General features: G+C 47.7%; 20 protein-coding genes. 10 read left to right on the top strand and 10 right to left on the bottom strand.

Annotated elements, in window-relative coordinates; genetic code table 11:
- From tssD to murI, 10 genes are all read left to right on the top strand, one after another.
- Positions 1-357, top strand: a 357-nt coding sequence (gene tssD / locus BMY16_RS15645; RefSeq protein ID WP_170836141.1) for a type VI secretion system tube protein TssD, incomplete at its 5' end; no start/stop codon positions are given.
- A 189-nt stretch (positions 358-546) separates the two neighbouring features.
- A complete protein-coding gene (pckA, locus tag BMY16_RS15090; protein WP_091844155.1) occupies positions 547-2,160 on the top strand; it encodes a phosphoenolpyruvate carboxykinase (ATP) in 1,614 nt (537 codons plus the stop codon).
- A gap of 515 nt (positions 2,161-2,675) precedes the next feature.
- Complete coding sequence (locus BMY16_RS15085; RefSeq protein ID WP_091844153.1) at positions 2,676-3,812, top strand: DUF6242 domain-containing protein; 1,137 nt, start codon at positions 2,676-2,678, stop codon at positions 3,810-3,812.
- Between the two features lies 1 nt (position 3,813).
- Positions 3,814-4,485 (top strand): type IX secretion system protein PorG, encoded by a 672-nt coding sequence (locus BMY16_RS15080; RefSeq protein ID WP_244513082.1) that lies wholly within the window; start codon positions 3,814-3,816, stop codon positions 4,483-4,485.
- Positions 4,486-4,490: 5 nt separating this feature from the next.
- Positions 4,491-5,231: an isoprenyl transferase gene (locus tag BMY16_RS15075; RefSeq protein WP_091844149.1), complete on the top strand. Its 741-nt coding sequence runs from the start codon at positions 4,491-4,493 to the stop codon at positions 5,229-5,231.
- Between the two features lie 49 nt (positions 5,232-5,280).
- The gene (locus tag BMY16_RS15070) at positions 5,281-7,956 is read left to right on the top strand and encodes a BamA/OMP85 family outer membrane protein (protein ID WP_411267786.1); all 2,676 of its coding nucleotides are present in this window, start codon (positions 5,281-5,283) and stop codon (positions 7,954-7,956) included.
- Positions 7,957-8,014: 58 nt separating this feature from the next.
- On the top strand, positions 8,015-8,560 hold the full coding sequence (locus tag BMY16_RS15065; RefSeq protein ID WP_091844147.1) for an OmpH/Skp family outer membrane protein: 546 nt from the start codon (positions 8,015-8,017) through the stop codon (positions 8,558-8,560).
- 79 nt (positions 8,561-8,639) lie between these two features.
- Complete coding sequence (locus BMY16_RS15060; RefSeq protein ID WP_091844145.1) at positions 8,640-9,143, top strand: OmpH/Skp family outer membrane protein; 504 nt, start codon at positions 8,640-8,642, stop codon at positions 9,141-9,143.
- A 3-nt stretch (positions 9,144-9,146) separates the two neighbouring features.
- Entirely contained in the window at positions 9,147-9,659 is a 513-nt protein-coding gene (locus tag BMY16_RS15055) for an OmpH/Skp family outer membrane protein (protein ID WP_091844143.1), read from the top strand.
- Positions 9,646-10,479, top strand: coding sequence for a glutamate racemase (murI, locus tag BMY16_RS15050; RefSeq protein ID WP_091844141.1), 834 nt, complete (start codon positions 9,646-9,648; stop codon positions 10,477-10,479). Before BMY16_RS15055 ends, murI begins: the two co-directional genes overlap by 14 nt.
- Here murI and BMY16_RS15045 read toward each other — a convergent pair.
- From BMY16_RS15045 to BMY16_RS14995, 10 genes are all read right to left on the bottom strand, one after another.
- Positions 10,466-11,029: a D-Ala-D-Ala carboxypeptidase family metallohydrolase gene (locus tag BMY16_RS15045; RefSeq protein ID WP_091844163.1), complete on the bottom strand. Its 564-nt coding sequence runs from the start codon at positions 11,027-11,029 to the stop codon at positions 10,466-10,468. The genes murI and BMY16_RS15045 overlap by 14 nt on opposite strands.
- A gap of 46 nt (positions 11,030-11,075) precedes the next feature.
- Positions 11,076-13,847 carry a hypothetical protein gene (locus tag BMY16_RS15735; RefSeq protein WP_211839338.1) on the bottom strand — a complete coding sequence of 924 codons (2,772 nt, stop codon included), beginning with the start codon at positions 13,845-13,847 and terminating at the stop codon, positions 11,076-11,078.
- A 1-nt stretch (position 13,848) separates the two neighbouring features.
- Positions 13,849-14,142 (bottom strand): hypothetical protein, encoded by a 294-nt coding sequence (locus BMY16_RS15035; RefSeq protein WP_091844139.1) that lies wholly within the window; start codon positions 14,140-14,142, stop codon positions 13,849-13,851.
- Between the two features lie 53 nt (positions 14,143-14,195).
- Positions 14,196-14,516 (bottom strand): hypothetical protein, encoded by a 321-nt coding sequence (locus BMY16_RS15030; protein ID WP_091844137.1) that lies wholly within the window; start codon positions 14,514-14,516, stop codon positions 14,196-14,198.
- A 281-nt stretch (positions 14,517-14,797) separates the two neighbouring features.
- Entirely contained in the window at positions 14,798-15,529 is a 732-nt protein-coding gene (locus BMY16_RS15025; protein ID WP_091844135.1) for a Rha family transcriptional regulator, read from the bottom strand.
- A gap of 294 nt (positions 15,530-15,823) precedes the next feature.
- The gene (locus tag BMY16_RS15020; RefSeq protein WP_091844133.1) at positions 15,824-16,324 is read right to left on the bottom strand and encodes a hypothetical protein; all 501 of its coding nucleotides are present in this window, start codon (positions 16,322-16,324) and stop codon (positions 15,824-15,826) included.
- Between the two features lie 2 nt (positions 16,325-16,326).
- The gene (locus BMY16_RS15015) at positions 16,327-16,887 is read right to left on the bottom strand and encodes a hypothetical protein (RefSeq protein WP_091844132.1); all 561 of its coding nucleotides are present in this window, start codon (positions 16,885-16,887) and stop codon (positions 16,327-16,329) included.
- 568 nt (positions 16,888-17,455) lie between these two features.
- The gene (locus tag BMY16_RS15010) at positions 17,456-18,313 is read right to left on the bottom strand and encodes a virulence RhuM family protein (RefSeq protein ID WP_091844161.1); all 858 of its coding nucleotides are present in this window, start codon (positions 18,311-18,313) and stop codon (positions 17,456-17,458) included.
- A 381-nt stretch (positions 18,314-18,694) separates the two neighbouring features.
- Positions 18,695-21,076: a tetratricopeptide repeat-containing S1 family peptidase gene (locus BMY16_RS15000; protein WP_091844128.1), complete on the bottom strand. Its 2,382-nt coding sequence runs from the start codon at positions 21,074-21,076 to the stop codon at positions 18,695-18,697.
- A gap of 515 nt (positions 21,077-21,591) precedes the next feature.
- Positions 21,592-22,315, bottom strand: a 724-nt coding sequence (locus BMY16_RS14995; protein ID WP_139207258.1) for a DinB/UmuC family translesion DNA polymerase, incomplete at its 5' end; no start/stop codon positions are given.

Here is a 22,315-nt window from a genome sequence, read left to right as displayed (position 1 = left end):
TTTGAGCCTCGTGAGGTGATGATGGTAGACTACAAGTTTGATCAGGCTACCGATCGTGAAGGACAGATCGCAGGTATCCCCCGCGGTGGTAAGGTGACAATCCGTGTGAAGGCTATGAACGACGGCAACAACCAGCTGATTGCCTGGATGCTCGACCCGACGATGCCGAAGGATTTCTCAGTGAAGTTCGTGAACACCGTAGACGGTGCAGCCATGAAGGAGATCAAGGGCACCAACTGCTACTGCATCAACTACATCGAGAAGTGGGAAGACGGTGAGCAGCACTACGAGGAAGTCGAGATCGTATGTCAGAAGCTTGAGAATGGTCCTGTCGGCTACGACAACCCCTGGAAATAAAAATCCACATAAAAAAATTGATATGTCGGAGTGGCAAAAATGTCACTCCGATTCTTATTTTTAACTTCTTTAACCTAAAAAGGATTGTGTGCGCGCAAAAAATTGCTAATTGTCACTTGCCAATTCGCAATAAATTAGTAACTTTGCGCCGAGTTTTGAAAATATTCATTTTAAAATTAGATTAGTAATATGGCAAAGTTAGATTTGACACAGTATGGCATCACCGGTTCAACCGTGATTGCTCACAATCCGTCGTATGAGTACCTCTTCGAAGAGGAGACAAAGGCTGGTCTCGAGGGTTTCGACAAGGGCGTAAACACCGAGCTCAACGCTGTTAACGTGATGACTGGTATCTACACTGGTCGTTCACCTAAGGACAAGTACATCGTAAAGGATGCACAGAGCCAGGACAAAGTATGGTGGACTACTGAGGAGTACAAGAACGACAACCACCCCATGTCTGAGGAGGTTTGGGCAAAGGTTAAGGAGATTGCCATCAAGGAGCTCTGCAACAAGAACCTGTATGTGATGGACGCTTTCTGCGGTGCTAACGAGGCTACACGTCTGCGCGTTCGTTTCATCGTTGAGGTTGCTTGGCAGGCACACTTCGTAAAGAACATGTTCATCCAGCCTACCGCTGAGGAGCTGGAGAGCTTCGAGCCTAACTTCGTTATCTACAATGCTTCTAAGGCAAAGGTTGAGAACTACAAGGAGCTGGGTCTGAACTCAGAGACTTGTGTAGCCTTCAACACTACTACTCGTGAGCAGTGCATCATCAACACCTGGTACGGTGGTGAGATGAAGAAGGGTATGTTCTCTATGATGAACTACTATCTGCCCCTGCAGGGTATCGCTTCTATGCACTGCTCTGCCAACACCGATATGGAGGGTAAGAACACCGCTATCTTCTTCGGTCTCTCTGGTACAGGTAAGACCACGCTGTCTACCGATCCTAAGCGTCTACTGATTGGTGACGACGAGCACGGATGGGACGACGAGGGTGTATTCAACTTCGAGGGTGGTTGCTACGCTAAGGTTATCAACCTCTCTAAGGAGAACGAGCCCGACATCTACGGTGCTATCAAGCGCGACGCTCTGCTCGAGAACGTAACTGTTGACGCTGCTGGTAAGATCGACTTCGCTGATAAGAGCGTTACCGAGAACACTCGTGTATCATATCCTATCAACCACATTGAGAAGATCGCCCAGAAGGTGAACAAGAAGAGCGCTGGTCCTGAGGCTAAGAACGTTATCTTCCTCTCTGCTGATGCATTCGGCGTACTGCCCCCAGTATCTATCCTGACTCCGGAGCAGACCAAGTACTACTTCCTCTCTGGTTTCACAGCTAAGCTGGCTGGTACAGAGCGTGGTATCACTGAGCCTACTCCTACCTTCTCTGCTTGCTTCGGTCAGGCATTCCTCGAGCTGCACCCCACAAAGTATGCTGAGGAGCTGGTTAAGCGCATGGAGAAGAGCGGTGCCAAGGCTTACCTCGTTAACACTGGTTGGAACGGTACTGGCAAGCGTATCTCTATCCCCGATACACGTGGTATCATCGACGCTATCCTGGATGGTGCTATCCTGAAGGCTGAGACCAAGAAGATCCCTTACTTCGACTTCGAGGTGCCCACAGCTCTGCCCAACGTGAACCCCGCTATCCTCGATCCTCGCGACACTTATGCCAACGCTGCTGAGTGGGAGGAGAAGGCCAAGGATCTGGCTGGTCGTTTCATCAAGAACTTCAAGAAATACGAGGGCAACGAGGCTGGTAAGGCTCTCGTCGCTGCAGGCCCGAAACTCTAAAAATACTCTATAATCAATTAGATTGGCTGCGCATTTGGCGTGGCCAATCTTTTTTGATGTAGGTCAAAAAGCCATCAGCTTCGGAGATATTTTCTTAACTCTTAACTCTTAATTCTTAATTTCTCCGTACCTTTGCACTTGTAATCGTGAGATTATATCGTTATTCATTAGGTTAGTAGTTAGATTTTTTAAGGTAAAGATTATGTTATTAGATTTTCAAACGACGGTCATGTTGGCGTCGGTTGCTATTGCTTCGGCATTGAGCATCATTACATTGGTGCACAACAATGTCCGATAGATGTCAACAGCCGTTGAAAGGAGCGCGGGGTGAGTGATTCATACCGCGCTCTTTTTTTTATGAAAAAATGAAAAAATGGAGGAATAAACAACAAAACTAACTTAAAATCGGTCAAATTATGGCATATTTTCATTAATTATAAGGTGAAAATGGCTCATATTTGCGGAAATGTGCGTAAATTTGCAGCCAAATTGCGATAAAATCGATTTTGAGCTCAATGAAAAGATATATCGAAGCACTCTGTCTGCTGACAGTCTGTCTGATTCTGAATGCCTCTTGCTTAGGTTCCGACGATGACAGTAAAGTAGAATATGCCAACGATACCGCCATTAAGACCTTTAGTCTGACGACGGTAAACCGTTATGTACATACCACTACTAAGGCTGGTAAGGATACCATCTACAAGAAAGCATTGACAAATCCCGTGGTATTTACCATCGACCAGTATCAGGACAGGATTTACAACACCGATTCCCTGCCTGCCGACTGCGACATCGAGCATGTTCTGGCCTCGATCACCAGTGTCAACAGCGGTACCATTGTCATCAAGTATTTAAACAAGTCGAACGAAGACTCCTTGGTATACTTCAGTAGCACCGACTCTATCAACTTTAAGAAGGCCAAGGGCATTCGCGTCTATTCCCGTGATGGTTCTGCCTTCCGCACCTACGACATTGCCCTCAATGTTCATCAGGTCGAGAGCGGAAGGATGATCTGGGAGAAGAAGACTCAGGCCGATATCCCCACAGACACGGAGACGGCACTCTGGGAACAGCGCGTGGTCGCTGCTGGATTCCATTCGTTTATTGGTGCCAGCAACAATGAGGGCTATGCCTTTAACCTTAATGGAGCCATCATGGTGAGCGAGGACAAGGGCCTGACATGGGAGGAAGATTTCATTATCGATGATATTGCATTGTTACCGACAGAGAACTATGCCTTCGCCTCATGGCCCTTCTCTGCCAACGACTCTACAGACTACCAGCTGCTGATTGGTACCAGTCCGCAGTATGACAAGGCCTGCGTGGTATGGCGCAAGATCTCTGAGCACGCCTACCGCAGTCTGCCCTCAAAATGGGTGTTCCTGCCTGTGGAGAGTTTCAATCCCTACTACCTGCCGAAGATGGATCACCTCAATCTGGTGTACTACAACTTCCTGCCCCTCGCTATCGGTAACGACGGAAAGATTTATGTAAGCCGCGACCAGGGTATCACCTGGAAGACGACTTCAGCATATACCCTCCCCAAAAACATCGGAACGTTCAACCTCACTGCCTTTGCCGATGACTACGGCTATCTCTGGCTGGTGGGCAACGACACCGGTGAAGTATGGCGGGGCCAATACTTAAATTAGCGTGAGGAAACTGCTGATAGCAATCTTCATGGTGGCAGTCTCAACAGCCACACACGCCCAGGAAGAGCCAGAATACAGGATGGAACTGGGCGCAGGCTTCGGACTGGTAACCTACCTAGGTGATTACAACAGCAATCTTGTGAAAGGGATGCAGCCTTGGGGAACTCTCCTAGCCAAATACCGCCTGAACCCACGCATGGCTGTGGCCATGGACCTCGGAACGGGAAAGGTGAAAGGCTCCAGCGACAACGTCAGTACCTGGTATCCTACGGAGTCCTACGACTTCAACCACAGCCTCACGGAAGTGGATGTACGCTTCGAGTACAACTTCTGGGCCTACGGTACCGGACAGGAATACAGGGGAGCAAAACGGCTGACACCGTTCATCACCTTAGGCCTCGGAGCCACCTTTTACGGGGGTGAGCATAGCGGAGCAACCGTGAACCTGCCCATCGGAGCAGGCATCAAATATAAACTCGGACAGCGGCTGAACCTGACAGCAGAATGGGTGGTGCGCTTCACCCCGAGTGACAAAATCGACGGCCGCAGCGATACCTACGGCATCAAGAGCGGCGGACTGTTCAAGAACAGCGACTGCTACAGCATCATCCAGGTGGGTCTGTCATACGACCTCTGGGCAAAATGTAAAACGTGTCATAACGATAGAGATTAAGATATATGAAAGAGCTTTTGGACATGAATCGTATTCCCCAGCACATTGCCATCATCATGGACGGCAACGGGCGTTGGGCTATGGAGCGAGGGAAAGACCGCAGTTTCGGCCATCAGGCCGGTGTCGATGCCGTTCGCCGCATCACGTCAGAGTGTACCCGTCTTGGCGTGAAGTTCCTGACCCTATACACTTTCTCCACGGAGAACTGGAATCGTCCTGCCGACGAGGTGGCAGCCCTGATGGGACTGGTGCTGACCTCGCTGGAAGACGAGATCTTCATGAAGAATAATGTGCGCTTCCGTGTTGTGGGCGACCGTTCCCGCATCCCCGAGGTTGTCAATAAGAAACTGGCAGAGACCGAGGAGCACACTGCTGGCAACACCACCATGACGATGGTAGTAGCCCTGAGCTACTCGTCAAAGCTGGAGTTGACCACAGCTGCCAAGCAGATTGCCCAGGAGGTGAAAGACGGTAAGCTCAGTGTCGACGACATCACCGAGGAGACCATCAACGACCATCTGTGGACGAACTTCATGCCCGATCCCGAGCTCCTGATACGTACCGGTGGCGAACTCCGCATCTCCAACTACCTGCTCTGGCAGTGTGCCTATTCAGAATTCTATTTCTGCGACACCTACTGGCCCGACTTCATGGAGGAAGACCTGTACAAAGCTATCTACAGCTACCAGAGCCGTCAGCGCCGTTTCGGTAAGACAGAGGCCCAGGTAGAAGCAGAAGAAAAGTAAAAAAGTAAAAAGGTAAAAAGTGATTTCTAATATATATATAAATAAGGTAATAGGTAAGGTGAAGGGTGTTTTACTCTTATGCCTTCTTGCCTTCTTACCTTTAAGCGTCGTTGCGCAGGACAAGATCATCAACCCCGACATCTCCTATGCCGGTACCCCGCGTACCTGTGAGATTGGCGGCATTGCCGTGGAGGGTGTCGAAGGCTATGAAGACTATGTGCTCACAGGACTCTCCGGTCTCTCTGTCGGACAGCAGGTGGAAGTGCCAGGCTCCCAAATCACCGAGGCTGTGAAGCGCTACTGGCGCAACGGACTCTTCTCGAAGGTCAGCATCACGGCAGACTCTATCGTTGGCAACAAGATCTACCTTTGCATCCACTTAGGACTACGCCCCCGTATCTCTGCCATCAACTACCACGGCATCAAGAAAGCTGAACGTGAGGATATGGAGGCGAAGTTGGGTATGGTGAAAGGCATGAGTCTGACGCGTAACATCATAGACCGTGCGAAGATCCTGGCCAAGAAATACTTCGATGACAAGGGATATAAGAATGCCGAGATCGACATTGTACAGCGCGAGGTGGAGGGTACCAACCAGGTGGTGCTCGACGTAAACATCGACAAGAAGGACAAGATGCGCGTCCACCAGCTGATCTTCGACGGCAACGAGAAACTCAGCGACGGCAAAATCAAAGGCTCACTCATCAGCAAGGGTGCCTTTGGCAAGATCCATGAGGCCGGCAAACTCGCCAACCTCTTCAAATCGAAGAAATTCACCGACGAGCGCTATAAAGAGGCCAAGCAGGCCCTCATCGAGAAATACAACGAGCTGGGCTTCCGCGATGCTACCATCATCGAGGACTCCGTCTACAGCTACGACGACAAGCACGTGAACGTCTACGTCAAGATCGACGAGGGCGACAAGTACTTCATCCGTAACATCACCTGGGTGGGTAACACGGTTGTTACCACCGACTACCTCAATGCCGTACTCGGCATGAAGAAAGGCGATGTCTACAACCAGAAGCAGATGGGCAAGCGCCTGAAGGAAGACGACGACGCTGCCGGAAACTATTACTATAACAATGGTTATGTGTTCTCGAACATCGACCCGGTGGAAGTGAACATCGATGGTGACTCTATCGACATCGAGATGCGCGTCACAGAAGGTCCGCAGGCTCACCTCAACCATGTGCGTATCTATGGTAACGACCGCCTCTATGAAGAGGTTGTGCGTCGTGAGCTCCGCACCAAGCCCGGTGACCTGTTCAACAAGGAAGCCCTGATGCGCTCAGCCCGTGATATCGCCTCCATGGGATTCTTCGACCCAGAAAAAGTGGTGCCCGACGTGAAGCCCAACTACGAGGACGGTACGGTGGACATCAACTGGCAACTCGAACAGAAGTCCAACGACCAGCTGGAGTTCTCACTCGGTTGGGGACAGACGGGTATCATCGGAAAGATTGGTATCAAGTTCAACAACTTCTCCATCCGCAACCTCTTTGGTAAGAACAAGCTCCACCGCGGTATCCTGCCCTATGGCGATGGTGAGCAGCTCGGCTTCAGCTTCCAGACCAACGGTTCGTACTACAGCTCGCTGAGTGCCAACTACGGTACCAACTGGTTTGGTGGCAAGCGTCCTAACAGCCTCAACGTCGGTGCCTTCTACTCTAAGCAGAGTGACATCTCGAGCTACTACCGTAACAACGCGTTCTACAACAACTACGCGATGTACAGCTACGGTTACGGTGGCTACAACCCCTACTACATGAACTACGAGTCGATGCTCGACGACGATAAGACCATGACCGTCTTCGGTGCCTCTATAGGATGGGGTAAGCGTCTGCGCTGGCCTGATGACTACTTCCAGTTCACAGCCACCCTGGGCTACACCCGCTATATGCTGCGCGACTGGAGTTACTTCTATATCCACAACGGTAACTGTAACAACATCAACCTCGGCTTGACACTGTCGCGTACCTCTACCGACAACCAGCTGTTCCCGCGGCGTGGTTCTGAGTTCATGGCCTCCGTCACCCTCACGCCGCCCTGGTCGCTCTTCGACGGCAAGGACTACTCTACGCTGGCAAAGAACACCAACTCTGCCACCTACGAAGACGAGCTGCAGGAAGTCTACCGCTGGATTGAATACCACAAATGGAAGTTCAAGGCCCGCACCTTCACCGCCCTCACCGGAGGCCAGAAGTGCTTCGTGCTGATGACCCGTGTGGAGATGGGACTCTTAGGTGCCTACAACAAAGACAAGCGCTCACCCTTCGAGACCTTCTACGTGGGTGGTGACGGTATGAGTGGTTACAGCTATGGCTACGCTGAAGAGACCATCGGTCTGCGTGGTTATGAGAACGGTTCACTCTCCTACTCCTCTGCCTACGAGGAAATGATGCAAGGCCGCACCATCTCATCCTACAACTCGTATGCCTACGACCGCTTCACGCTCGAGCTTCGCTATCCGTTCATGCTGGGTAACACCACCATCTACGGACTGGGCTTCGTCGAAGGCGGTAATGCTTGGGCAAACGCCAAGGACTTCAACCCCTTCAAGATGAAGCGCTCTGCCGGACTCGGCGTACGTATCTTCCTCCCGATGGTGGGTCTGATGGGTATTGACTGGGCTTATGGTTTCGACAATGTCTACACCAACCAGTCAGGTGCCCAGTCTCGCGGTGGCAGTAACTTCCACTTCATCCTCGGACAGGAGTTCTAATTAAACCTATTAACGATATAAGCGTCAAAGAGGTGTATAACATAAAAAGATTACGATTATGAATAATGAGTTTTTCAGAAATAAGGTGATGGGGTTGGTAAAATGGGTTTTACCTTTCTACCTTCTTACCTTTTTACCTTTAAGTGTTAGCGCACAGAAGTTCGCTCTCGTCGACATGGAGTATATCCTGAAGAATATCCCTGCCTACGAGCGTGCCAACGAGCAGCTCAGCCAGGTGTCAAAGCAGTGGCAGGCAGAAGTCGATGCCCTCACCACCGAGGCGCAGACCCTCTATAAGAACTATCAGAACGAGGTGGTCTTCCTCTCCAAGGAGCAGAAGAAAGCCAAGCAGGACGCCATCGTAGAGAAAGAAAAGCAGGCCGCCGACCTGAAAAAGCAGTACTTTGGCCCCGAAGGCGAGCTCTTCAAGAAGCGCAATGCCCTCATGAATCCGATCCAGGACGAGATCTACAATGCCATCAAGGACATCTCCGAAGCCCGTGGCTATCAGCTCGTACTCGACCGTGCCAGTGATACCGGCATCATCTTCGGCTCCCCGAAGATCGACATCTCCAATGAAGTCCTCAGAAAATTAGGCTACTAAGATCCTAGGAACTCCTAGGATAATACCCTGGGAAATCCTAATAACGCAAGAATATTAATAACAATAAAAAAAGAAGAAAATGAAAAAACTGATTATCTGCGCTATTTGCGCAATCTGCGGTATCACCACCGCCAACGCACAGGGTAAGTTCGGTCATGTGAACACCCAGGAGATCATCCAGGCTATGCCTGAGTACAGCAAGGCAAAGACTGAGATCGATGCCCTCCAGGCACAGTATGAGGCTGACCTGAAGTCGATGCAGGACGAGCTGCAGAAGAAGGGCGAAGCCTTCGACAAGGAGCAGGCTACCCTGCCCGACAACATCAAGCAGCGCCGTCAGCAGGAGCTCCAGGACATGTATCAGAAGATCCAGCAGAGCTACCAGGACAACCAGCAGGCACTCGCCAAGGCTTCTCAGGAGAAGATGTCTGCCATCCAGGGCAAGGTGCTCGAGGCCATCAAGGCTGTTGGTCAGGCTGGTGGATTTGTCTACATCATGGAGGACAACTCTCTGCCCTTCATCAGCACCACCCTCTCTACCGACGTTACTGCACAGGTTAAGACCAAACTTGGATTGAAGTAATCTATGAAGCGACTTGCAAGCATCATACTGTTCATGTGCGTTTTCCTGGGTGTATCAGCTCAGGAAAACGCCACAATGAAATTCGGATTCCTCAGCTACGAGGCTGCCCTGCAGTCGATGCCCGACTACACGCTGGCTCAGAAAAATCTGGCCGACCTCAAGGCTCAGTATCAGACAGAAGCCAAGCGCGTGGAAGACGAGTTCAACCGCAAATACGAAGAATTCCTCGAAGGCCAGCGCGAGTTTCCGAAGACCATCCTTCAGAAGCGCCAGAGCGAGCTTCAGGAACTGATGCAGAAGAACATCGCCTTCAAGCAGCAGAGTCTCGACGAACTCGCCAAGGCAGAGCAAGAGGCCATGGCTCCCCTGCGCATCAAGCTCATCGAAGCCCTCGGCAAGATTGGCAGTGAGCGCGGCTATGCCTTCATCGTCGACACCGACCAGAAGGCACTGCCCTTCATCAACCCCGCCATGGGCGAGGACATCAACCAGACGGTTCAGGATGCTCTCAAGTAGTCCGGGACCAATCGGAATCTTCGACAGCGGCTACGGCGGACTCACCATCCTTCACGGCATCCGCCAGCTGCTTCCCCAGTACGACTATCTCTATCTGGGCGACAATGCCCGCGCACCCTATGGACCACGTTCATTCGACGTGGTCTATGAGTTTACGCGCCAGGCTGTGCTGCGCCTCTTCGAGATGGGCTGCCACCTCGTCATCCTCGGCTGTAACACTGCCTCGGCCAAAGCCCTGCGCACCATCCAGCAGCACGACCTGCCCCAGTGGGACCCTGAGCGCCGTGTGCTGGGCATCATCCGTCCTACAGCCGAAGTCATCGGAAGTCTCACCAGCACAAACCATGTGGGTGTCCTCGCCACCGAAGGCACCATCAAGAGTGAGAGCTACAACCTCGAGATCCACAAGCTCCACCCCGACATCCAGGTATCGGGCGTGGCCTGTCCCTTCTGGGTGCCCCTCGTCGAATACAACGAGGCCGACTCGCCTGGAGCCGACTACTTTGTCAAGAAGCGCATCGACCAGATCATGCGCCTCGACCCTCAGATCGACGCCATCATCCTCGGCTGTACCCATTACCCGCTGCTCATGCCGAAGATTCTGAAATACCTGCCCGCTGGCGTCCGTGTGATTCCCCAAGGCGAATATGTGGCCGAGAGTCTCAAGGACTATCTTGAGCGCCATCCGCAGATAGAGCAACGCTGCAACAAAAATGGTGAGGCACACTACCTCACCACCGAAAACCCTGACAAATTCAAGGAACAGGCTCAGATCTTCCTCCACGAGTCCATCGACGTCGAGAATATCACGTTAGGATAAACGCCGTCTTTCTCCGATTATCCTTCGGCCTTACCGCAAAGTGAATCCAGTAGCGCCCTTGCTTGCTTCGTTCGATGAACAGCTCATCGTAATCCTGCTTCGTGCCGTCAGAGATGTCCAGCAGGATGTTCGCATAGCGCAGTGCCTGCTCAAAGCCCTCACATCGGATATCCACAGCGCACCCCGTCAGGTGGTTACTCGTTGGCGATCCTCCCACCGCTCTATTCACCTCCGGCGACCGATACCCCGATGTAATAATGATGGGATTGTCATCTCGACCAAGCGTAGCGCGTGGAGAGATCTCTCGACTCCGCTCGAGATGACAGGAAGGATACAACGTATTATACGAATACCTTAAATCCTCCAACCAATTCTCACAGAGATTCTTCAGATTCTCAATCGCCACATGGCTGGGGATATTCTTTGCAAGCAAAGCGTCTCCTTGCGTCGCCGAGCGTCCATTCGCCGTCTTAACACTCGTCTTTGTAACCTCCCCGAGCGTAAAGTGCTCGGAGAGGTGCATGTTTTTATTCAATTCTGCTTTTTCCATAAAACTAATCATTTTCAAAATGAAACCGTGTAACCGCGTAACCGCGTCAGAAGATCGTGATACCGGTTTTCTTATACTTCGCTTTTTGAGTGCCGTTCTCGACAAACTCCTCCGACTTCTCTATCAGTCGGTCCTTCACCAGACGGAAGATCTTGGTCTTAGCCGTTGCCTGCGACACACCGCAGCAACGCATCACGTCCTCTGCAGTAAACTCCTCCGGCAGTCGGCTGAAGGCCTCGATGGTCTTCTGCTGATGGCGCACGTTGGTGGCAATCTCCCGATTCTTGTTGTCGAAATAAGCCTCGGCCATGGCACCAAAATAGTGGCGCTGGCAGGTGTACTGCATGTTCACGATCAACTCAGCCAGTCGCCAGTCCACCTCGTCCGTCTCAAACTCGCCCGTCCAGTAGTCGCCATCCTGCTTCAGGGCGCTCCAGTGGCGCATCACGATGAAGGGCGCAGCGAAGTTCAAGCCATGATAGGCGCAGCGCTTCAGCAGCATCTCGTCGGCCTTCGAGTCGTTCTCCTGGGCATCGAGCATGCGTCGTTCCGTCCAGTCGTAGAGCTCATCCACCAGCTTCTGCACTGATAGCTCGCCCTTGGTCTTGTCGAGTTTATAAGCCCACTCCTTCAGGCGTTCGTCACTCTCGAGATCCACCACGCGCTCACGATTCAACATCTGGAAATTGGTGGCAGGCAGCGGGATGCAGGTCAGGCGGGTGGCCAGACCAGAGCCGAAGTTCTGCTCGTTCACCTTCTTCTTCAGGGCGATGGGTGTGCCCGTATAGATGAAGTTCCAGTAGACATTGAACTCTTGGAAAATCGAATCGTTGTTCGAATAGGCCACACCATCCTCCTCGTTATGGAAAGCCTTCAGCTCCAGCGACTGCTTGTCAATCCACGAGCCACCCTTCTGAACCGTCAACGTATTATCCAACTCTGTGTCGAAAGTGAACATGTGCAAGTGCATGGGCTCGCCATTCACGATCTCCACCGCGTTCACCATGTCTTGGGTAAACTGGGCATTCGATGTTCGGGCGGGGTGAACCTGAATCACCACCTTGGGTTTCTTAGGCTTCTCCTTGTTGGCGCCTTTGGTGCGCATCTCCTCACGATAGGCATTGATGGCATCCTTGCCTATCTTGTCCGACTCAAACACAGGCTGCATCAGCAGCTTGTAGAGGCGAGTCGCAAAACTCTTACCACTGGCTGGGTCGCCAATGATCAGGGCCGAGCAGTTCAGGCGTCGCAACTCCTCCGGTCGATGATAGAAGCGATACGAGCAGCGTGTCATCAGCGTCATCATCAGTCCACCGCTCACCACCAAGGCAGCGGGATACTGGTTCCGCTTCAATCCCTTGCAGATGTCCTTCAGCAACGGAAAGTGTTCCGACAGTTCTTCTATCCGCTCGCCCCAGTCCCAGAGATAGCGGTCGATATCGGTTTCGGTAATGTCCTGCGCCCCCTGTCTCCCTGACTCCATCACTCCATTCACTATCTCTTGATACGTCTTGCCCGTGAATTTCCGGATCGCTTCGAGCATGGCCTTGGATGGTAGCGACGAAGCATACTTCTTCTCCTTCTCCGCCACGCAGCCCGCTGCTGATTCCACCGTCTGCTCCACGTTCTCATCGCGCTCTTCGATGATCTCCTGCACCCACGGCTGGGCTTCGACGATTCGTTGTACCAGGGCCTTATCGCCGTCGAGCATAAGCATGAGGTCTGTGGCCAGCTTAAGCGATTCTGTATGTCGGTTGCTATCATCTCGGCAGGGCAGCTTATCCCCATACCGAGCATCAATAATACTCTGTAAGTCATACCCTCTCCATTTTAATGATTGAAGATTGAATATTGAAGATTGAAAATTCTGTGTTTGTCGAACATCCGGGGACTGACCCAGCTGTGTTTGACTTGTCAAACGCAGGGGGTCTGTCCCCGCGGTGTTAGACCCTGCGCTTAGTGTATCTGCCGAAACATCCACCTTCCGCTCATTCCCAGCCCCTTGTTTAGCATTCTTACCGGCCACAGCAGCAGTCTTAACAGAAGCACTACGACCAGCCCGATACTCAGGCTCATATTTCTCAATAAAATCTTTGTCTGGTTCATCTTCATATAGTTCTTTTAAGTTGTCATATAAAAAATTTTCATCAGAGGTCAGGAACGATCCCCTACTGGAATCCTTACAACTGCCATCAGGCTCCACATCTATGCCGTCAACACTCAGCTGCTGACACATCCATAGCTGGTTGTCGATAAGGTTGCCGCGAGATGCGTCGCAGCGGAATACCACCCTGAGGCCCATCCTGGGTGTGAGATAAATAAAGTAGATCTTCAGTGCCTTGAAATCCACCTTCTCTTCCCAGCGTTTATAGATGGCTATAGCGTCGTCCACATTGTCAAGATCGATGGCTACAAGACCCGACAGGTGCACATACTTCTGTTTGCGCCAAGGCCCTTTCTTCTTGATCTTCGTCTTCTTGTCTGTAACCTCCGATGTGTCGTACCCACTTGCACTGAAGTTGATAAAGGGGTGCTTACCTTTCTGATCTTCCGAAAACAGCAGCAGCTTCTGCTTGTCACTCTTTTTCACAAAGGCATCGCCTCTATCTTTGGTCTCACCCTTACAGAAATCCTTGAACCGCTTGTCAAACCATTGTGGCACCTCTGCAGGCAGTCCCTCTTTGGCATATTTGATGGCTTGGCGACAGCTGGCAGTCAACAGTTTCGTCTCTTGATCGGCGGCCAGCGCCCTGAGTTTTACCTCAGGGCAGGCCAACGAATAGATTCCTCTTTTATTTCTCTGGAAACAAATCTTCATATTATAAGCTTTGTAAGTCTGTAATATAGAAGGCGTTCTCATGACGCGTCTGATGGTTCTGGTCTTCCCATGTACGATGTTTCCAGAATCCCTTCACGATATAAGGCATCCCCTGATGGAACTGCGTGTCTCGGTTCTTCGAAGCCAGCTCGCCCGTCATCTCACCATAGATGGTGTCTCCACCACGCTTCATCACTACGCCACGGCTCTTGAAGTATTCAGAACTGCCGTCCTGCTTCTGATACTGGCGCTCAGAGTATGCGCCCACCTCAACGATTGTTACTAAATTCTCCATTATAGTTTTACTTTTTTACTTTCTTACCTTTTTACCTTCTTACTTTCCATTCTTCATACAAACTCAATGAGTTCCCAATCTATCAGGGCGTTCTTCGCCTCCTTCACCTCTCGTTCGAGTACGTTCATCACTCGGGGTGTGCCCAGATTCTTCGGGATGCTCTCATACACCTTGATACGTTCTTCGCTCTCCTTCACCCAGCCATGCTCCAGCATGCGGATGAGGCGATCCTTGATTCTGTGTCTCGGCTTACGGTTGAATGCCTTGAAGACCAACATCGATGAATGATGGGCCTTATGCATAGATCCGTCAACATACTTACCGGCTAAGATACGGTTGTAAACTTCCTCCTCAATTTCAATGTATTTTTTCATAATTATTTGTCGAATTTGTGAGCTTTTGGAAAGCGATGTGTTTTTCAGTTGAGCTCAATTTCTATCCGGATACTTTCCCACTCGCTCATTCCTCCGACTCGGTTAAACTTTTTTAGCTTTAAGCTTTAAGCATTAAGCTTTGAGCTTTATGATTTGAGCATTATTGTCATCTCGACTAAGCGCCCCTTCCCTCCCGTCATCTCGACTAAGCGTTAGCGCATGGAGAGATCTCATGAGATTCCTCGACTCCGCTCGACATGACAATTTTCAATTTTCAATCTTCAATCTTCAATTAAACTCAGCAAGAACTCTCGTCCTTTCTCCGTCCAGACCAGGTAAGACACAAGCTTACGGTGCCCGTCGAGATCGTGAACGTACTTATAACGATCCTCCGTCAGTTCCATGTGCTTGTACTTCTGAGTCAGTCGCCACTGGCCTCGCGCCCAGCGGATGATGTTCTGGTCGGCCAGAAACGAATTCAAGTCGCGCCCGTCCATGCCGAACACCTTGGCAATCTCCGATGCCGTGTAGCAGTTTCGGCTGTACTTGTTCAGCTTCGCCAGCTCGTCACCCAGAATGTCGTCGGCCTCGTCGAGCACCTCTTCGTCGCAAGCCAGCAGACGAATCTCCTTGGGTCGCTGCTTGGGCTTCTGCATCTCCATCAGCCGTTCCTTCTCCAATTGCTCCCAGCGAAGCACCAGTCGGGCGCGAGCCTCGTCGTTAAACTTCGTGGCGATGTAGAGCGTCTCGGTCTTGGTGAGCGAGTAGTAGGGTTGTTTCTTCTCTACGCCGTTCGCCATTAGGTAGGTTTTTTCACAGAGCGCAAATTTGCGCCCTGTAATCGTCATCCATGAGGGCTCCATGTTCCTGATGGCCTTCAGCACATCCTTGTGGTTCTTTCCTGAGAGTTGTGCAATCTCAAGCGAGGTCATGTGCTGTGCCTCATTCTGGTCAGAGCGGTTCATCTTTACCATCATTGTTGTCTCTGTTGTTGTTACTATTGTTTTCATCATCTATGTTTTGTTTTACGTCGCCCCCTTTACAGGCGACCTTTAGGTTTGTTATTAAAAAGAATAAATGTACATGCGCATGTGCGCACATAGTGTGAGGCATCGCCTCCATACAGTTTTATCTCGCCCGAGCCTTCCCGTGCGGTTGTCTGTGTCAGCGTGTCAAAGATCACTTGCAACTTGTTTGCGAGTACAAAGTTAGGCACAAAAAAAAGCACAGACAAGAAACGTCTGTGCTTGCGCCATAGTTTGCGCCTTATGCGCCTTACTTTGCGCCATATGCGCCTTTTATGCGTCTTATTCTTCTGGTATTTGTGCCATTTTCATAAGTTCAGAATCCAACCCCTCACCCAGCAGGCAGTACTGTTCAGGAACACCATTAGACCGCCATTCTGAGATTTCTTTCGAGAAATTATAAGTATTCTTCAGCTTCTCTACTGCATCGCGATTGCAGGTTACGCTATCGGTAACCTCTTTCGGCCATCCCATTACATCATTAAGAAAATCCGTCACTCTGCCCTTATAGCCCCAAATACAATACACCATGTATGTCACCGACCAAGACCTCTGAGACTTCCAGAGTCCATTCTGCTGGGTAATTCTGGCAGCCTTGATCATCATATCTTCCGATGCCTTCTTACCCTCTTGAACGAGATCTGAAGATTTCTCTGCTTCTACACCATTATTATTATACACGCCCCCGTTGTAGTTCACTGGGGCATTATACACATTGTAATTGTTGATGTTGCCAAAGAAATTGTTTACTGGGGCAACATGTTCTTTTCCTAAATTTTCCATTTTTACAGTTGGTTTTGATAATTATTAAAATTGTCTATATCTCCGTGAAAATTATTCTCAATGAGAATCTTCTGGAAAAACGGTGGATAAATGATATTATCCGCATAAACCATAGCACTCCAGAACTCATCCTGATACTGAACTCTAACCAAGCGGACTTTCTTAAGCACTGCTTCCCATTTGAATGTAGCCACAGCCAGACTCAGCGAGTAGTCCATAATCTGAAAAACCTCACGAGTAGCCTTCCGATTGTTTGGATTATCCTCTACGGATACGAAATTGGGGAAGATTCTGGTGTCAATCAGAACTTCTGTGCTTGAACGATCTGAAGGATTAAACACATTTATGAGATAGAGACCATCCCTGGGTGTTTTCACAAATTTATGATAGAAGTGTATATGACTTTTAGGGTTTACAAGGTCTAAGCCGTGATTTTGGAAGTCTGCATCAAAAATTCTCTGCAGAACTTCCTTATCCGCAATAACCCCTGTCTCTCCATCACTCAACTCCTTTCCTTTGAGGATGAGTTGGTAAACAATATAATTTTTCTTGAGATAAAACATAACTTATAGGTATTATTGATTGATTAATTAGTTACCTTTCGATTTCGAGCACAAAATTAATAAAATATTCTCTCATTTCACCATAACAGATTACAAATTTTCGACTTTAATACATTTTAGCAAATGGCACCCCCAAGATTTATCGACGAATGAAATAACAAGTTAAAATCAAGTTAAATATTTGGCGGAATCAAAATTTCATCGTACCTTTGCAACGTGTTTTTCATAGTATTAGATTTAAGGTTAACAAAGGTTTGGGGGCTCGGCGGAGCTCCTTTTTTTTACCCCTTCTCCCCCCTGTCATATCGAGCGTACCCTCTCCCTGTCATATCGAGCGTACCCTCCCCCTGTCATATCGAGCGTAGTCGAGATATCTCTGCGGCTTGCCGCTTGCGCCAAAAGGCGCATTTATGAGATCTCTCCACTCACTCCGCTCGGTCGAGATGACAGGAAAAAGAAGACGGTCGAGATGACAAAGAGGGGGCGCTTACGCTCGGTCGAGATGACAAAGAGAGAAAAATCGAGATGACAAAAGAAGAAAAAAGTCGAGATGACATAAAAAACTTCCTTACCTGATTCTGCTTAACAGCTCACTCGCCGATGTCTCTTGCATCTTGATGTAGGCGAAAAGTTTCTTGCCAGCGTCCTTCAGACTGGCACCAAAGATGTAGACCACATCATCAATAATCAGGAAGCGATCATGATTCCGCTGGCAGATATTGACTGCGATGGGCGGGTACTGCTGGTTATGGCGCTGCACGTCTAATCGGAACTGCTCGGCGGTTTGTTTGGTGTAGATGGTGGCCGACACATTGGCATTCCGCTTGCTGAGCATCATGAGCGTGGTCTCATCAACATAGTTGTCTACAAGAACTATGGAACGATGGGCCTGTTTGATAAGGTTCACGATCTGTACATAGGCATCGAATATCTGCCCATCGTAGAAAATGCCTTCTACTGGAGGCAGGGATGAACGCACGAAGAAATCTATTTTATCTTCAGCAGCGGTCAAACGCTGTTCGATAGTTTCGAAACGTCGGTTAACAGAATAACCATTCAACATGTATTCTTTTAAGATTCGATTTGCCCATTGGCGGAATTTTACGCCCCGTTTTGAATTAACACGATAACCAACGGAAATAATCATATCAAGGTTATACATAGGAACCACGCGTGAAACAGTTCTTTTGCCTTCTTTGCGAACCTGTCGGAATTTCCGACAAGTTGAACTTTCTTCTAATTCTTCGTCTTCATAAATGTGCATGACATGTTCTACGACGTTTGTTCTGGAAGACTGAAATAGATCAGCAATCTGCTGTTGTGTCAGCCACACAGTCTCATTCTCAACTCGTACTTCCAGCCGAATGGTTTCATCCGGTTGGTACATCACAATCTCACCTTTGTTGCCAGATTCAATGCTTTGCATACTATCAAATTTAGAGTTCAACATTCTTGTTGGGGACAAAGGTAATAATAATCCCTGACACAACAAAATTTATTCGCCAAAATCTTCACTTATTATTCTCTTTCCGACAAAATCAAAGCCCCTTCTGCCCCTTTGTCGCAAATAACGAGAACGAGGCCTGCAGGGATGCAAGCCTCGTTCTTTATTTCTCATCTTTGGGGAACAGATCAATGACCTGTCCCTCTGATCTAATAGCTTATACAGGAATACCTGAACGATGATTTTATACTCGCTACTATCACCTGATAATCCGTATGTCGAGCATGTAGCTCTCAGCGCATCAATTAACGCCTCAGTCTTTTCAACAATCTGTTTTGTGTTCATATATCTTATGTGCCCAATTTATTTTTTTAATTTAATACCTAGAACTTTCCAACCATCCTTGAGGGTGTCTGACTCAATAAAATCAATTTCATTGGTTTTCTGACTAATAGAAGGGAAATATAAAACAAAACTAGCAGTTTCTCCAAGTCTTATATTGGTAACTAGCGGAGAAATACGACAATTTTCAGTTCCCAGGAGATATAGTTTTTTTCCAGTTTTCTTATCACGAATGTATGCATCTTTATTTATGGTATAATAACCATATGGACTATTAGCTACATTTGTGTATTGAAAGTATATAGCAGTGCACTCACTGCTAACTTCAACACCCTTAATTGATAAATTTTGATGGTCGTTTTTGCGTAATGATGGTGTCGCAAACATTTTGTTATATGATTCATCTTTATTATAATCAATTGTCGATTTGTCGATTTTTTCCAACTCGAAAGAAGCTTCCTCATTTCCTTTCTTTAAGGAAATCTCTAAATCTGTATACGCTCCATAAACATCTCCGATTTTCTTTCTTGCAAGCCCTCTATAAAGGAATGAATTACCTGACCAACTATCCTTTTTAACTAATTTTGAAATCGTGATAGACTTATTCATACAATCAATGCATTGATCATAATTGCCTAATCGATAATTTAATTCCCCATAAGTATCCCAGGCGTTACCATACATGTGACTATGTTGTATTGATTTGTCTATATATTCTTTAGCTTTAGTATAGTTGCTTTTCTTCATATACTCATAAGCAAGATTATTGTAGATATTGGCATAATTGTAATCTATTACACCATCAAATCTTATTGCTTTTATATAATCGGAAATGGCATCGTCTTTTCTCCCCAATTCGCTTTTGCAAATTCCGCTTATTTCAAGTGCAGTAATGTTTTTTCGATCATTCTCTATTACTTTTTCCGAAAATTCAAGAGCTTTCTCCCAATTTCCTTTTGAAACATATGCACTCGAAAGAATTTCATAACAAACTTCTGTGCGATGATTATGCCTTAAACAGTACTCGATAGACTCAATTACAGAATCGATAGAGTCCAAAACACTAGCAAGGTATCCTTTCCTAAAATGATTAACAGGGTTGGGATATATTTCAACAGATTTGCAAGCATCGACATATGCTCCGTCAACATCTCCATTTTGATATTTTTCATTTGCTGAATCAAGTAAGGATTGAGCTTTGGACATCCTTTCTTCGGTACTCTCTCTACCTATATAACCACCTTCGTTTCTTTTCGAATAAGAATTATTCACAGTATTTGCTTTAATCAAAAGAACACACGGGGAAATAGCCTTAACTTTCTCAGGTAAAGGCAAAGAAGATATTGAGTTGAAAGTGTTTAATTCTATAGGCTCATTTGAAGAATCGACCAAATTTTGAAGATAGCTTAACTTAATGGCATAACCAACATTCTCCGCACCTCTGTGTTTAGCTGATACGATACCAATAAGATTTCCCATGTCATCAAAAAGCGGACCTCCACTATTACCAGGTTGAACAGGTGCTGATATTTGGTATTGTGAAACATCACCTTGAAAACCTGTTTTTGAACTAATTACGCCCGTTGTTAATTTTATATCATCTCCCATTGTGGAAGTTAAAGGATATCCAAGAACAAATACATTAGTACCTATATCTGATACACTCTTTTTTATACCATACTTTATATTAAAGCCATTAAAACGGTAATCTTTGACTTTTACAACAGCCAAGTCATTAAATTTATCCGTAAGAACCACTTCTGCAGCATAATCTACAGATTGATCTCCATTAATTCCAGACACTACTAGATTATTAGCATTTTCGACAACATGATAGTTAGTAACAACAAGTTTATTTCCAATGGCCACACAAGAACCAGTCCATTGAGGAGCAGGGGTAGAATAAAAAGAATTTTGTTCTTCCTTAGACTTACTAACTTTAGGATATAGCTTGACTAATGAAATCTTAACTCCATCTAATCTTTGAAAACTCATAAGAAGTGGATTCTCGAAAACTAAAAATACATTTTCAGAGGAAAGATTAGAACCATCGTAGGAGGCTTTTGTGTAATATTTCATGGAATATACGTCGTTTATGCTGACATAATCGATAAAGCCTTTGATTTCAGTTGGCTCCCAACCATTTACGCTAGACTCTAATATAATAATCCTATATTTGTTTTTTATTCGACCTGCACTTGAAACATTTTTTTCTATCGCATATTTGAATCCGTCTGTTGATTGCCAAATTCCCTCAATTTTATCAAGGGAGTTACTACTGTCAAAATATGCCCTAGCATATTTTTCACTGTAATCTTTTACATACCATCCTTGCCTTTCGCTCTTTTGTCCTAACACAGGATTAAACAAGAATAACAACAAAAAAAACAAATATTGTCTCATATCTTTTAATTTTATATCCGTTTATTAATAATTTTGATATTTACCTTAATCAGTAGTGATTAAACCATATCCCTGAAGGAAACTCCTTACGATATCCTTTTCGAATACCATCTCTTTTACGCTTTTATTCTTGCTGATGTTCTCGCAGAATGTATACCAGATTTGTATCATATATATAGTCTTTCTCGATCAAGGGAACAGGTCATTGATCTCTTATTTTGAAAGGGGAAGGGAATTTGGAGTTAGAGCGACTTCCGTTTTTCGTGCGCGATCAATCCCTTAAAGATCCTTCCATATTTTACGCCAATTCGGGATAAATAAATTTAAAGAATCTACAAAACGCTGCAAAGATACATATAAATAATGTAATTCGCAAGTTTTTATGGAAAAAAATCAATGACCTGTCCCTCTGATCTTTGGAAAAAAATCAATGACCTGTCCCTCTGATCTTCACGGAAATATTTCATATTTCCAAAACTTTGACTCTGATTTTTTTGTTTTCTAGATAATAACACCTACTTCAAAACGATGATGTCGCTCCAGCGGGTGGTGGGGTTCTTGCTCTTGTGGTCTTGTTTCATGGCGTTGGAGAAGACATCGGCCTTGCCCTTGCCGCCAGGCTGGGTGTATTGCTGGGCGCCGATGACGATGGTCTCAGAGCCGTAGCATTTGTTGAGGCGGTCGACCACCTGGTCGAGCCTGCTCAGCTTCTGGATCTGCTCGGCATCCACATCGAAGAGGTCTTGCTGGATGGGGCTGTTGGGAGCAATGCCCATGACGATCACCCCGCCCCGCTTGTATTGCACCCCCTGAACGAATATCCTGTCCAGCACCTCGCCTGCCGCCTGAACAATGGAGATGGTGGAGCTGGAGGGGGTGATGAGCCTCTCCTCATCGTATTTCCAGTATTGCAGCAGGTCTTCCCTGAAGGGGTTGCTGCTGACAAACACACCCACGATGGAGGCCACCGTATCCTGTCTTCTCAGCTTCTCGGCACAACGGCTGGCATAGTTGGAGATATGCGTCCTGAGGGTGTCCTTGTCGCTGATCATGCCATTAAACGACCTGCTGGTGCAGATGCTTTTCTTCTTGGCCAGCTCTTCATTTGGCACGCAATCCTCGCCATTCAGCTCCTGCCAGGTTCTGACGATATTGATATTGTTGAAGGTCTGGCGAACCCACGTCTTATGATGCTGGGCAAAGTCGTAGGCCGTCTGACAGCCCAGGGCGTGCAGCCTT

It is taken from the genome of Prevotella sp. ne3005 (genome assembly GCF_900110085.1).
Taxonomy (GTDB): domain Bacteria; phylum Bacteroidota; class Bacteroidia; order Bacteroidales; family Bacteroidaceae; genus Prevotella.
The sequence above is the reverse complement of the archived record's forward strand: the minus strand, read 5'-3'. Positions and strand labels throughout refer to the sequence as shown.